13 protein-coding genes are annotated in these 14,240 nt (G+C 40.6%); 9 read left to right on the forward strand and 4 right to left on the reverse strand.

The features are described 5' to 3' along the window. A partial coding sequence (locus ASJ81_RS03140) for a hypothetical protein (protein ID WP_212556021.1) occupies positions 1-374 on the reverse strand: 374 nt, incomplete at its 3' end. Between the two features lie 819 nt (positions 375-1,193). On the opposite strand from ASJ81_RS03140, the gene ASJ81_RS03150 reads away from it, so the two are divergent. Beyond that, positions 1,194-2,063: a geranylgeranylglycerol-phosphate geranylgeranyltransferase gene (locus ASJ81_RS03150; protein ID WP_095643206.1), complete on the forward strand. Its 870-nt coding sequence runs from the start codon at positions 1,194-1,196 to the stop codon at positions 2,061-2,063. A 22-nt stretch (positions 2,064-2,085) separates the two neighbouring features. Here ASJ81_RS03150 and ASJ81_RS03155 read toward each other — a convergent pair whose 3' ends face one another. Both ASJ81_RS03155 and ASJ81_RS03160 read right to left on the reverse strand, forming a co-directional pair. After that, positions 2,086-3,318, reverse strand: coding sequence for a methionine adenosyltransferase (locus ASJ81_RS03155; protein WP_095643207.1), 1,233 nt, complete (start codon positions 3,316-3,318; stop codon positions 2,086-2,088). 510 nt (positions 3,319-3,828) lie between these two features. Next, positions 3,829-4,578: an RNA ligase partner protein gene (locus ASJ81_RS03160; protein WP_048107541.1), complete on the reverse strand. Its 750-nt coding sequence runs from the start codon at positions 4,576-4,578 to the stop codon at positions 3,829-3,831. Positions 4,579-5,225: 647 nt separating this feature from the next. Between ASJ81_RS03160 and ASJ81_RS03165 the strand changes: the two genes are divergently transcribed. From ASJ81_RS03165 to ASJ81_RS03200, 8 genes are all read left to right on the forward strand, one after another. Next, positions 5,226-5,660, forward strand: a complete 435-nt coding sequence (locus ASJ81_RS03165; RefSeq protein WP_245859752.1) for a hypothetical protein — start codon at positions 5,226-5,228, stop codon at positions 5,658-5,660. 458 nt (positions 5,661-6,118) lie between these two features. Continuing rightward, positions 6,119-6,511 (forward strand): thioredoxin family protein, encoded by a 393-nt coding sequence (locus ASJ81_RS03170; protein ID WP_095643208.1) that lies wholly within the window; start codon positions 6,119-6,121, stop codon positions 6,509-6,511. 499 nt (positions 6,512-7,010) lie between these two features. Then, the gene (locus ASJ81_RS03175) at positions 7,011-7,964 is read left to right on the forward strand and encodes a deoxyhypusine synthase (RefSeq protein ID WP_095643209.1); all 954 of its coding nucleotides are present in this window, start codon (positions 7,011-7,013) and stop codon (positions 7,962-7,964) included. Positions 7,965-7,968: 4 nt separating this feature from the next. Then, complete coding sequence (pyrF, locus tag ASJ81_RS03180) at positions 7,969-8,634, forward strand: orotidine-5'-phosphate decarboxylase (protein WP_095643210.1); 666 nt, start codon at positions 7,969-7,971, stop codon at positions 8,632-8,634. Between the two features lie 719 nt (positions 8,635-9,353). Further along, entirely contained in the window at positions 9,354-10,154 is an 801-nt protein-coding gene (locus tag ASJ81_RS03185; RefSeq protein ID WP_095643211.1) for an ATP-binding protein, read from the forward strand. Positions 10,155-10,523: 369 nt separating this feature from the next. After that, positions 10,524-12,326, forward strand: coding sequence for an indolepyruvate ferredoxin oxidoreductase subunit alpha (iorA, locus tag ASJ81_RS03190; RefSeq protein ID WP_095643212.1), 1,803 nt, complete (start codon positions 10,524-10,526; stop codon positions 12,324-12,326). After that, complete coding sequence (locus tag ASJ81_RS03195; RefSeq protein WP_095643213.1) at positions 12,323-12,922, forward strand: indolepyruvate oxidoreductase subunit beta; 600 nt, start codon at positions 12,323-12,325, stop codon at positions 12,920-12,922. The genes iorA and ASJ81_RS03195 overlap by 4 nt, the downstream gene beginning before the upstream one ends. Positions 12,923-13,412: 490 nt before the next feature. After that, a complete protein-coding gene (locus ASJ81_RS03200) occupies positions 13,413-13,685 on the forward strand; it encodes a hypothetical protein (RefSeq protein ID WP_095643214.1) in 273 nt (90 codons plus the stop codon). Positions 13,686-13,947: 262 nt separating this feature from the next. Here ASJ81_RS03200 and ASJ81_RS23185 read toward each other — a convergent pair. Beyond that, positions 13,948-14,240 (reverse strand): hypothetical protein (locus tag ASJ81_RS23185; protein ID WP_212556022.1); only part of this gene is annotated, 293 nt, incomplete at its 5' end.

A 14,240-nucleotide genomic window follows, 5' to 3' on the forward strand; every position in this document is an offset into this window, starting at 1 on the left:
GAACCGGAATCTGAACTTCCATCACTTGAGCCAGAGTCTGAACTACCATCACTTGAGCCAGAATCTGAACTACCATCACTTAAGCCGGAATCCGAATTTTTATCATTTGAGCCAGAATCAGAACTACCATCATTTGAACCAGAGTCTGAACTACCATCACTTGAACCAGAATCAGAACTACCATCATTTGAACCTGAGTCCACTTTGTTTGGATCTGAATCTTCGGCACTCGTGTCTAAGTTTCCACTGTTTGAAACTGAATCTCCTGCATCTGAACTTTCGCTATCTGAAACTGAATCTCCTGTATCTGAACTTCCACTATCTGAAACTGAGCTTCCGTTATTTCCTAGAGCATGGACCATACCGGGAGCCATTCCAAGGATCACTAGCATTATCAATAGTATATAAAATAATGAATTATAAAAACCGGCTTTCATTTTTTATTTGCCTCCTCCCACAGTCTGTAAACAGAAATATCTGTACACCAGTAAATTATTGATAAATGATTATCTAATTTACAGAAACAATACCCAGTGGTTTAATTCAGTAGGTTTTCTCCAATAAGCTGTTAGTCTAAGACATACTCTTTGTTCCAAGCCAGTTTTTCTAGTCTGGTAGTGACAGAAGCAGAACCTGATTAAAGGATCAAGGATCACTAACTATATCTGTCGCCTCTTTTAAACTGGTCAACCTTTCAGATATCAAAGGGAAGAACGGCAAGACATAAAACTTTGTTTTACTTAATATTATCCTTTCAGTAAATATACTCTTTAAATTATATAGTATACAATATATAAATTGAGTAATCTTTCCAAAAAAGAATGGATCAGATCACACCAACTCACATTAAATCACACCAACTCACATTAAATCACACCAACTCACATTAAATCACATCAACTCACATAAAATCACATCAACTCACATAAAATCACATCAACTCATATCAAATTATATCAGATCATATCAGATCAAATCACATCAAATTATATCAGATCAAATCAAATCAAATCAAATTATATCAGATCAAATCACATCAAATTATGTCAGATCATATCAGATCAAATCACATCAGATCATATCAGCAATCTTGAACGAACGAAGTGAACGAAAAATACACCAGAGTCTACCGAAGCAGAACCCGGGAAAGGAAATCCGATACCTTTAATACTTTATAACACTGCTTTGTTGTGATGTCCGCAGGCATACGCACATATATGGAGATTATAAGATACGGAAACTGCCTCATGGCAGGTTTTGCAGCCGTAATCGGAACACTGATAGCTTTTAATATCCTGGCTTCCAATGACCCCGGTTTTTATAGCCCTGAAAAATTTCCTTTCTTTTTTTCAGGTCTTGTATTTCTGGTCGTATTTTTGGTTGCAGGCGCAGGAAATGCCATTAATGACTATTTTGATGTCAGGATAGACTCAATCAATCGTCCAGATAGGCCTATTCCATCAGGCAGGATGAAGTTAAAAGAAGCACTTTATTTTTCTTATATCCTGTTTACCCTCGGAACTCTTCTGGCTTTTTCAATCAACCCAATTTGCGGGTTGATTGCACTATTTAATTCCCTTCTACTCATCTTCTACGCAAAAACTCTCAAAGGCACTCCTTTATTAGGAAACCTGAGCATAGGCTACCTTACCGGCTCAAGCTTTTTATTCGGAGCCTCGGTTTTTGGGCTTGAAGGACTCAAAGACCTTTTTATACTTTTCCTGCTTGCAGCCCTTGCGATTACTGCCAGGGAAATTGTAAAGGATATTGAGGACATGGAAGGGGATAAAATTGAAGGAGCAGATACTCTGCCTCTTCGGGTAGGAGCGAAAAAAGCAAGCTACCTTGCAGTGCTTATAGGGTTTCTGGCAGTATTTTTGAGCCCTCTTCCTTATGTTCTGTCAGTACTTGGCCTGCGTTATCTTTACCTTATCCTTCTGGCAGATCTGGGGTTTCTTGCAGCAATCTACCAGCTTCTTGCTCGCAACAATCCTACCAAGTCTTCAAAAATGTTCAAGATTGCAATGTTCTTTGCACTTATTGCTTTTATTGCCGGGGTATAAATTTCTCCAGATAAAACTCTTCTTAACATACAGGACATTTTCCTGCAACAAGTTCCATGGAGAAGGCCTGTATATTCTCAAGCTCTTTTTCAATTACCTCAGCCACTTCTTTTTCTACCTCACTTGCAGACCCTTTCTTCATTATAAGCTGGGCAGTTGCAATCTGAGGCTGGTCGATTGGAGTTCCTATTTCACTCAAAAGCCAGACATACACTTCTGAAATGTCAGGCACCTTGCTGTAGATCTGCGCTGCGATCCTGTGGGAAAGAAGGTTGTAAATTTTTCCTGTATGGCTTACAGGATTTTTACCTGCAGCAGCTTCACTGCTAACAGGACGATTTAGTGGAATTATTCCGTTTACCCGGTTTCCACGCCCTACCTGTCCACCATCTGCATCTTCAGCAGAAGTGCCGGTTACAGTGGTATAAATCCCTTGCAGCCCCCTGCCCGGAACGTCAAGAGTGTTCAGAGAGACTGTAGGTTTCAGGCACATACAGGACTCAGGTTCAGCCCTTGCTTTTTCTGCAAATCCGGCAGTAAATTCTTCAATACGGTTATGCAACTCGATTTTCTTCTTAAAATATGCTTCTTCTGATTCAACAAACCTATCCACAAGCGGCATTGCAACAGTCAGATGCATGTCTTCCCTGTGCCTGAGTCCCATAACTTTTACATCTTCTCCGGATTCCGGATATTCCTTTTTGAACTTTCTTGAGTTCATATATCGCTCGCACTCGAAAACAAGCTTCTCGGTGGGACTGAGAGGAGCATATCCAACTGCTGCAGAAGTGTCGTTTGCTCCGAGAATCCCTTCTCCTCTGCTAAAGATATCCGTATGTTCTGCAGAGCCTCTTTTTAGTTCAATCTGGTAGATAAGATTTTCAGGGTCCACAAAGCGGAGGTTATCCTGGAGCCATTGCTGCGACGTACCGACTGCAAGCCCGGGAACGTCGATTTCTATCCCCTGAGCTTCAAAAGTAGCCCTATCCCCTATAATAAGTTTCATAGGGCTTACAACTCTGCCTCCTCCCAATTTTCCTTCCACTTCTCCTGCAACGAGCATGCCTTTGTCTATATTATAGTGCAGGATACTCCCGAAAGTCTCAAGATACTTCTGGCTTAGATTTACTGAGATTTGTTCCATTATGGCGTCACAAATATAGTCCGGATGTCCTAGCCCCTTTCGTTCTACAACCTCAACCCGCTGGCGGTAAACTTCGGGTGCTTTTAATTCTTCTATAACTATATTTCTCAAACTCTTACCCCCAATTCTTTAAAAGGCACAGTCCCCTTAAATGCTGTCTCTTAAAGTACAGTTCCTTTTAAGGTAGATTCTCCTTAAAAGCACGTTTAAAGGTACGTTTTCTTTAAAAAGTACTATTAAAAGCATGTTTTTTAAAGGGCACTATTAAAAGTACGGTTCTTTAAAGGCATAGGTCCCTTAAGGCTTGATAATAACTGATGTCTATGTCTTATACTCCTCACTGAGACTTAGAGTTCAATAGCACATCCTGAAGCTAATTCCCCTTATTTAACCTCAAGTCCTTTGCCTGACTAATCTCAAGTCTCTGATCTGACTAATCTCAAACCTCTGATCTGACTAATCCCAAGCCTCTGATCTTGACTAATCCCAAGCCTCTGATCTTGACTAATCCCAAGCCTCTGATCTGAGTAATTTCAACCTTCTTATCCGGTTAAATATCCAGAATTTACTATTGTTCAGGTTTTAATTTTGATTGTAATAAAGGATTGAAAATTGAAGTTGTTAAATGAATTCAATTTCTCCCGATGGTCCTTCTTTACTTTTGTCTTTGTTTCCTGACTCTGGCTCATTTTCGTTTTCCGGAAGATGTTTCAGGTACTCCTGTATCATCATGGGAAAAACGTTTGCAGGTACAAAACGGACTCCAAGCTGTTCGGCCCACTTTTCAATCCCATAATCACTTGCGATTACTGCAGCATCAAGCTCCTTGGCAAGAATGAGAACATCAATATCAGGAGCGCTATCAAGAATTCCATATCTAAGGGCAGCTCGATATTTGTTTCGGAATTTGCCAATGATCCCCCCGATTACTTCCCTCTCAACCTCTTCCTTATACTCTTTTTTCTTATTTTGAGGATTTTCCATAAAGAGACATTCAGTAGCTGCCTCCCATATAGCATCCTCTGCTACTCCCATCCCCCGGTTAATTCTCTCCCGCATATAAGCAACATACTCGTGAAAGATCTGAGAAGTTACGCTAACTCTATACCTGTCAGGAGATTTTTTTACAAGCCAGGTATCTATTTTAGCCACAACCTCCCTGTCACAGCCGTTGCGGCTTGCAAATTCGTACATCTCTTTGTATACTGACGGATAAGGCACGTAACAACTTATCCCGAAATGCAGACGAGCATCAGCTATCAGGTCAAGAATCGCTTTCATTCCCTCGCAAAGGGAAGCATAGCCCATAACCTCACGCGTCTGCAGGTCCGTTAATGCAGTAGTATCCAGCACAAATCTCTGTTTAAGCATTTTTTCGAACCCTTTTGAGTAATCTTCTTTATCGTCTTATGTATTGATCAAAGATGAATAAAGTTCTTTGTTTTATTCTCTTTATTTACTTCTATGTTAGTTTATTAAGAGAGCAACTTTTATTCTATTTGTTTAAATAACCTGCATTCTGTTTATGTGATAATTTTAGTTTTGATCACTTCTAACTTTTTTATGATTATTAGTTATTTTCTTTCATAGTATTTACTGTTTTTTTATTTTCTTTATGTTCTTATGATCTACCTATTATACTTAGAAAACCCGGTACTTTTGGATCAAAATCAATAACTGTATATAGTTTCAAGACCTATATTTTCATAGGGAAGTTTAAAACCAGAGACAAGAAAGCGGTTTAAAACGCATTTTTGTAAAGTGTCTTTTAATGTTGTTTCGATTCAAATGCGAAAAGTATTTCCGGGGCAACATTGTAAAAAAGATTTTTCTGTTAATTTATATTGTTTGCTTTTCCAGCTCTGGACCAATCTTCTCAAGTTGATATGCTGGTAATAAGCCAACACCAGCAGATAAAACACAACTTAACAGTGTGAAGAACTGAGCCGAATTGGACACCTCAAAATGAACCGATTCGGCATGAGAATGGGTAATAAGCTGAAACTGGGGAATATGATTTGAGTGCAAACACGGAGATATTGAAACCTTGTGTAGGCTCAGCACAGGGTTTGGTGAGAAACCCTCTGGACATAGGAGGTAACACAGTGAAGGAGTATTGTAATATTTGTGGCCGGGAACTTCTGGAAGATGTACTGGTTGTAGACACCAGCCTGGATATGAAACCAATAAAGTTCAAAGATGTTCAAGGGGATAAGTCCGATCTGATATGCATTGAGTGTGCAATTGACTCGGTTGAGAACCCACCTTTCGTATGTTCGAGATGCGGCCAGCCAATCGAATTTAACGAAAAGTTCTATGTGTTCAGGGAGGCAACTGCGAAACCCGGAGGCCCAAAAGTTGACTTTAAAGAAACATGTCTCGAGGATAAATACGTCTGCAGCACATGCTTTTATGAGGTCATGAACCCTGAGGGTGAAGGCAAAAAGGTCTAAACGGAAAAAATCCTATAAACTTCATTCCTCTTTAAAAACTTTTGAATCCTTGAACAAGGACGGGGTTCAGTTCCTGGAAAAAATCTCGCCAAGATAATACAGAACTGGTTCTTCAGTCCTGTCACCCACTTTTTAAATTTTACTTTATTTCTATTGTCTTTCTTCTATTGTCTTTCTTCTTTCTTCTATTGTCTTTCTTCTTTACTTATTTAGAACTTCCCACTTAGAACTTATGGATAAAAGAAGCAATTTAAGAGGTTTTTTTAAGGGACTTATCTACAGCAGCGTAAACTTTAATTTTACAAAGCATAAATATTAATCTTATAAAAATAGAGAATATTGACCTAATAAAAGCAATATCATATACAAAATACAATGAACTGAATAACTGATTTCGATAGGCTTGAAACTTTATTAATTTGTTCTGTTAGCTTGTTCATAACTTTGGGGGTAATTAATTGAACGGAAGCAATGTTATGGAAATTGGAGATATGACATGGGGAGAAGTAGTAGAAAGCTCTAAAAAGCCGGTTATTGTAATGTTTTACAGCCCGGCCTGCCCTTACTGCAAAGCTATGGAACCTTATTTTATAAACTATGCAAACGAATTCAAGAGTTCAGCCGTTTTTGCCCGCATGAACATTGAAACGAGCCCCTGGACTGTTGAAAGGTTTGGGGTTCAGGGCACGCCTACTTTTAAGTTCTTCTGCCATGGAAGACCTGTATGGGAGCAGGTAGGCCAGGTTTATCCTTCCATATTGAAAACTGCGGTTGAAGATATGATTAACTCCGGGGAAGAGTGCATAAGAAAAAGCACTCCAATTGGCCAGGATATTACAGGATACGCTTGAATCAACCTGATTGAAATATGAGGTATTGTTCAACCTTTTGCATTCTAGCAGATATTTTTTTAACTTTTTGAACCCTCAAGTGAGGGTTCTCAAGCTTTGAATTTTCCAGTCATAACTTTTCAGGATTTTTACTCATATAGCCTTTACTCATATAGCCTTTTATTTACAAGTCCACATTCATCAAAGGCTGTCCTGACTGGATTCTAGCTTGATGCTTTCAATTACTAGTCCGATATCAAATGAGTAATGGTTTCAGAGTGTAATGATTTTCAGGCAAGATTGTCTCTAAATCAATACTCTAGAGTATTTTACGTGCACTTTAAGAAAGAACATGTAAAGAGAAAGTTTATCATATACTATGTGTTTTCAGGTAATTCAATATCAGCTCAAAATAATCTAGAATTGATAATTCTCAAAGAGATAGTTCCCAAAGAGATAGTTTTCAAAGAGATCGTTCTCAAAAGTAGGTCCTATCATACCTTTTCATGAGGGAAATCGAATGGATTGTAATACTCCAAACAAAAAACTTTCGACCCCAATCAAAGCTGCAAAAATCAGTCCCGACATGAGTGTTGACGAGCTTGTCAGGGAATACAAAGGCTGCGCCTTTGGAGCAGGCAGGCTGGCTGAGGCCGTAGATATTTATTATGAAATGCTGGCTTCCGAAAAAACTACGAAATTTTTCGGACTTGCAGGTGCCATGACTCCTGCAGGCATGAGAAACATTGTTGCGGATTTAATACGTGACGGCTACATCGATGTACTTGTCACGACCGGAGCCAATATGGTGCATGACACTGTCGAGGCTCTGGGCCTTCACCATTATAAGGGTACGGACTGTGCAAACGATATCCAGCTAAAGAATGAATGTATTGACAGGATTTACGATGTTTATCTTCCGGACCAGCACTTTACAGACCTTGAAGAATTTTTACAGGGCGTCTACTCAGGTCTTCCTCAGGAAAAACTCTCTATCAGGCAGGTGCTTACCGAGATTGGAAAAAATCTTGATGATGATTCCTCTATCCTGAAAACCGCAGCAGAAGTAGGTGTGCCTGTATATTGCCCTGCCCTCCAGGACTCGGTAATAGGGCTTCAGGCCTGGCTGTACAAAGAAGGAAACCCTCTGCATGTGGATGCATTTGCTGATATGCACGAGTTTATGGAAATCTGCTATGCGGCTGAGAGTGCAGGTGCCCTGCTGCTTGGAGGAGGAGTTCCCAAAAATTATATTCTCCAGTCCATGCTTGTGACTCCCAAGTCCTTTGATTATGCGATCCAGTTAACAATGGATCACCCTGAGACCGGAGGCCTGAGTGGGGCAACTCTTGACGAAGCCCAGTCCTGGGGAAAGGTAGGAGAAAACGCAAAAGCCGTAACCGTGTATGCAGATGCGACTATTACTCTCCCGCTTATGGTTGCAGCTGTGCGTACACGCCTTCCAAAGAGGTGATTTTATGGAAAAGAAAAGCTGTATGATCCTTGCACTTGATGTTTCCGATAGGGAAGAAGCGCTCAAAATTGCAGAAGATGTCTCGGAATTCGTGGACGCTGTAAAGGTGGGCTACCCTCTAGTACTTGCTACCGGACTTGGAATTATCAGGGAACTTTCCGAGTTTGCTCCCATAATAGCCGATTTCAAGGTTGCCGATATTCCAAACACCAACCACCTTATCTGCGAGCAGGTCTTTGAGGCAGGAGCCGATGCAGTTATTGTCCAGGGCTTTACAGGTCGGGACAGCCTTGATGCCTGTATTGAGGTCGCTTCCGAGTACGGGAAAGATGTGTTCGTGGTAAGCGAAATGAGCCACCCCGGAGGAGCCGAATTCCTCCAGCCCGTTGGAGAAGCGATTGCAAGGATGGCAGCCCAAGCAGGAGCTTTCGGCCTTGTTGCCCCTGCAACCAGACCTGAAAGAGTGAAGGCGATAAGAAAAATTATAGGTGACAAACTTACCATTATCTCGCCTGGAGTCGGCGCCCAGGGAGGAAAAGCGTCTGATGTTATTGCCGCAGGCGCAGACTGGGTAATTGTAGGAAGAAGCATTTATAGAGCAGACTCCCCAAGAAAAGCTGCCAGGGAAATTGCTGCTGAGATCGAGGCCGGACCCAACGGAGAAAACTGAAAAACGTTTTTAAGGATATTTCAGGACATGTTTCATATTTAAAATGTTTTCTTTTTTCTGAAAGATATTTCTTATATTAACCGCATATACTATCTGAATATCAATTGAGTGCCTGTGATGAAAAATTTCGCTGATTTCGTGATGAGCCCTATGAGTTCTGAGGCACGAAAATTATCCCGCTTATGATCAAGGGTAAAAACTAAGAGATGTTTAGAAGAAATAGTGCCTGAATTCCCGAGTTATCACAGAAAAGACCAAAACATGTGCAATTATATACTAAAACTTCATAGCTATTTATGGGACTCGCTCATCCCCATAGCACCCTACATGCCAAGCCCAAAGAGAGTCTTTCCAAATCGTTACTCTCCCATGAGCAACTTTTAATTTCCATTTAAAAAACGGAAATTTTTTAACATTGGGTCCATTTTTGATTTTTATATCATCCCTTTCTGGACGCAGTTAGGTCTCTATCATTACTCTATATAATCTTCTTAATCTTCTGGATTCCATTCTGTCTCTTTTTTCTACTTTTGTAATTTCTACTTTTCTTGTTTCCACTTTTTGTATTTTATATTTTTTGTTTTCATCTCTATTTCTTTTTTCTAATTTTTCTTATTTCCCTCCGTTCTCTCTCCTTTCACCACTATTGAGGCAAGAAAATGTTTAAAGGAAGTGTTTTTAATTCAGCAGGATAAATTACTGGGACAGGTGAACTGGATATGAAAATAGCAGTGTGCGGAAAAGGAGGAAGCGGAAAAAGTACGATTTCGGCGCTCCTGGCAAAGGAAATGGCAAAAACTAAAAACGTGCTTGTGCTCGATACTGATGAGTCCAATTACGGGCTGCACAGCCAGCTAGGAATGGCGGCTCCTAAGGACCTTATGGAGTACTTCGGAGGAAAAACAGGCTTTAAGGAAAAACAAAGGGCAGCTCCCAAAAAAACGCAGTTCTGGGGGCTTGCAGCCAATGGGAGTACTTCAGGTCAGCCAGCGCAGCAGTCACGCTTTTTTAATAAGAGATGGAGTTTTTCCGACCTTCCACCGGAATTTGTGGAACAAAAGGACGGAGTCAAGCTGATGGCAGTTGGCAAAATTCATAATTTCGGAGAGGGCTGCGCCTGTCCAATGGGGGTTTTGACAAGGGAATTTCTTGAAAACCTTGACATGGAAAAAGACGATTTCATAATCGTGGATACGGAAGCGGGTACCGAGCATTTTGGGCGTGGAGTTGATAAGGACTTCGACCTGATTCTTGTTGTTATTGATCCTTCCTATGAGTCACTCAGGCTTTCAAAAAAATTTGATGAATTTGGCTCTCAGTGCGGGTGCAGGGTTTACTTTGTGCTTAATAAGGTTGAACCGGATATAAAGGAAGAGATGCTGGCGTCGATAAATTGCGTGAATGTCGTAGCTGAAATTCCGGAAAAAAGAGAGATATTTAAAGCGTCCCTTAAAGGCGAAGAACTTGATTTCGAGCTGGATGAAATCAAAAAGCTTGCGGACTTCCTCGAAAAAAGTTGAATTGTTTTTCGTGAGCTGGGTAGTACCGGGCAGTGAGCGAACTTTTACCAGCTTTTAAATCTATTTTTGTGTTCTATCAAAAACTGTAAACTTTCATCGTTTCTCTTTTTTCTGCAGGTTAACTAATCGTACAAGAGGAGAACTTCAGGTCACTTATCCGAAAGTATATTATTGATCGTGTTATTTGATAATGTAAAAGTCCTGGTTTCGGACAGCAGATAAGGTTTGCCTGGTTGTCTTTATGAAACCTAAGGTTTACTGTCATCAATCGATTAGATTGTCTAAGTTTGCTTATACGAATCAATAAGAATATATTTAATCTGTTATCATAACGTTATTTTTCCTGTTTAAATACTGGAGACAATAATTATGACAATGCGTGAGTACATGCTTGGAAACGTAGCAATTGCCCGCGGGCTTCTTGAAGGCGGCGTGCAGGTTGTTGCAGGCTATCCCGGAACTCCGTCTTCGGAAATTATAGATACGCTTGCAGCCCGAAAGGACCCGGATTACCATATTGAATGGTCGGTTAATGAAAAGGTTGCAATGGAGGTTGCAGTCGGAGCTGCCTGGACAGGCGTTCGTTCTGTAGTGACAATGAAGCATGTCGGGCTAAACGTTGCAGCCGATCCTTTTATGACTCTTGCGTACGCAGGAACAAAGGGCGGATTGATTGCAATCGTTGCTGATGACCCATCATGCCACTCCTCCCAGAATGAGCAGGATACAAGGCGTTATGCCCAGTTTGCCCTTGTGCCCTGTTTTGATCCCTCAACCCCCCAGGAAGCAAAGGACATGCTGCCCTATGCTTTTGAGTTTTCCGAAAAGTTTGAAGTTCCTGTGATCTTCAGGCCTACAACCCGAATTTCACATGGAAAGTCAGATATTGAGCTCGGAGAGATGCCCGTAGAAAAAACGGCTCCTAATTTTGAAAAACTTCTGGACCGCTGGGTCATGCTTCCGAAGAATGCACGTCCACGCCATACTCATCTTCTTTCTATCCAGCAGTCAATTGAGGACGCACTCGCCGAATCTCCCTGGAATTCACTTGAGCTGAAACCCGATGCAAAATTCGGAGTAATAGGTGCAGGCATTGCCTCAGTGTATGCAAAAGAAGCACTTGTAGAGCTCGGACTTGAAGTTTCTTACCTTAAAATCGGAACGTATCCGGTCCCGAGAAAACTGATTCTGGAGCTGCTTGAAACCGTAGATACCGTACTTGTGTTCGAGGAACTTGAGCCTATCGTGGAAGAACAGGTAAAGATGATTGCACAGGAAGCCGGGCTTGAAGTTTCGGTGTTTGGGAAAACTAACGGTTTTGTGCCAAGAGAAGGTGAACTGGATGTAAGTGCCTTCCTTGAGGCTCTTAAGAAAACCTTCGACCTTGAGACCGAAGCTGAAACATCAAGCACAGCTCTTGAGCTTGCTCCTCGCCCGCCTGCTCTCTGTGCAGGCTGTTCTCACAGGGCAACTTTCTATTCAATGAAAAAGGTCTTTGGAAAGGACGCAATTTACCCCAGCGACATTGGATGCTATACCCTCGGAATCCAGAACGGGACTGTTGAGACCACACTCTGCATGGGTTCAAGCATCAGTGTTGCTTCAGGGCTTTACCATGCCGGGGAAAAGAGACCGATCTGCTGTTCCATAGGGGATTCGACCTTTTTCCACTCAGGCATGAACTCACTCCTGAATGCAATTGTCAATAAAGCAAATATCACGGTCACTATTCTTGACAACCGCATTACAGCCATGACCGGACACCAGCCAAATCCCGGCGTTGGGTATACGGCAACAGGAGAGCCAACCGTACAGGTATCACTTGAAGAGCTCTGCAAAGCAATGGGTGCAGAATTCGTATCGGTTGTCGACCCTTACCGGCTTGAAGAAACCCAGGAAGCTTTTAAGGCAGCAAAGGAATTCGAAGGCGTAGCTGTGGTCATTACCAGGCAGCCCTGCGTAATTTCAGGAAAAAGGGCTGGTATACGTCGGGCTCCGTATCTTGTTGACCCTGAAAAATGCGAAGGCTGCAAACAGTGTGTTAAGTTCGGCTGTCCTGCAATTGAGTTTAACGAGAAAGACAAATGTGCTGTAATTACGTCCCTTTGCAGCGGGTGCGGGGTCTGTGCCCAGATCTGCAAGTTTGACGCTATTTTGGAGGTGAAGCGATGAGCCAGGCTGAGCAAAAGAAATTAGACCTCCTTATTACAGGAGTCGGAGGACAGGGCGCAATTCTTGCTTCGGATATTATAGGAAAAGCCGCGGTTACTTCCGGAATACCTATCCGAGCTGCTGAAACCCACGGAATGGCCCAGCGAGGAGGTTCGGTTGTAAACCATATTCGGGTTGGAAATGATTACGGTTCCATGATCCCGAAAAAAGGTGCAGACCTTTTGCTTGCCCTTGAGCCGATGGAAGCGGTCAGGTACCTGGATTTCCTGAAGGACGGTGGAGTTGTTATAGTGAATACGCAACCTATAATTCCTGTAACTGTTACTTCAGGCCTTACGAAATATCCGGAAGTCCCGGACATTCTTGAATTTCTTTCCGAAAAGTACATTGTCAAAGCCTTCAATGCCGATGAACTGGCATACGAAGCCGGAAGCAGGCTTGCGATGAATGTCGTGATGGTTGGAGCAGTTTCAGGCTATCTGCCGATTCCGAAAGAAATCATACTTGAGAGTGTTAAAGCCCTTGTGCCGCAGAAAACAATTGAAGTGAATCTCAGGGCTTTTGAAGCGGGAAGGCAAAAAGTAGAGGAAAGCTAAACCTTTCCTTTTACTCTTTGCGAAGGGCTTTTACTTATATAAAGTGAAAAAATTGATTTTGTAGTATTTTATGTCACCAGGCAGGTATGTTAATTGAATAGTTATTCCTTTCTAAAGGTCCCTTATACCAAATTATGTGCATAGTGAAAAAACAAATAATATGCCAGTGAAAAAACAAATAATATGCCAGTGAAAAAACAAATAATATGCCAGTGAAAAAACAAATAATATGCCAGTGAAAAAACAAATAATATGCCAGTGAAAAAACAAATAATACTCCAATATTGTAATTTTTAGAAAAATGTGACAATTGGTATTGTAAGGGGAAAAAGAATTGTCTGACCTTAATAGATATATTTTAAGACAAAACTTTTTTATACTATTGTAGTATTGTATTTTTGAACATAATATTATTTTTATGATTTCATAGCGTTTGTAATCAGATATCTTTACATTTCGAAAAAGGATTTAATCAGTAGAGGGTGTTAGTATGTTACTTAGTAGTATTTCATCCAGTATGGTTTCTAGTATGGTTTCTTCAAGTGCCGCTTCAAGTGCAATTTCTATGGTGACAACTCCCGGACTTCCTCAGTATGGGGCTGTAGTAATTATTGGTCTTATATCTCTCCTTTCTCTAAAGGAAATTACTTCAGCATCTGAAAAGTGGAATAAGAATCTTAATATTTCTTTTAATCAAGCAATTATTCCTTTGTTTCTATGCTTTATGGGAATTGTATATTTCAAGATTAATGCTATTGTCTGACTGCACTTTTTACAGAACATATTCTAAATGTTCTGTTCTCTGTACTAGTTTTTTAGAAATTATCTACTTTTTTGTTTTTACTTTTTCTGAGAACTTGCTTCCACTTAAGTTCCAATATAACTTTTGTTTTTCCAGAGATCCAGTGCTCCAAATTTGCATGAAAAAAGTTATAAATTTAAAATTTTAACTCCGAAATTTTAACCCAATTTCTACAGTAAAGTTTCAAATTTCGTAATAAACGTTATCAGGAAAAACACTGAGATCAGGAAAAGTACTGACTTTCAAAAAAATACTTCAGAATACAGGTTTTAAGTAAATAGATACTGCTTGATAAGCAAATAGATGTTGATTGATAAGCAAACAGATATTGTTTGATAGCAAATAAATATTGTTTGATAGCAAATAAATATTGTTTGATAGCAAATAGATATTGTTTAATAGCAAATAGATGTTGATTGATAAGCAAACAGATGTTGATTGATAAGCAAACAGATGTTGATTGATAAGCAAACAGATATTGTTTGATAGCAAATAAATATTGTTTGATAGCAAATA

Origin of the sequence: Methanosarcina spelaei (assembly GCF_002287235.1) — an archaeon.
Classification (GTDB): domain Archaea; phylum Halobacteriota; class Methanosarcinia; order Methanosarcinales; family Methanosarcinaceae; genus Methanosarcina; species Methanosarcina spelaei.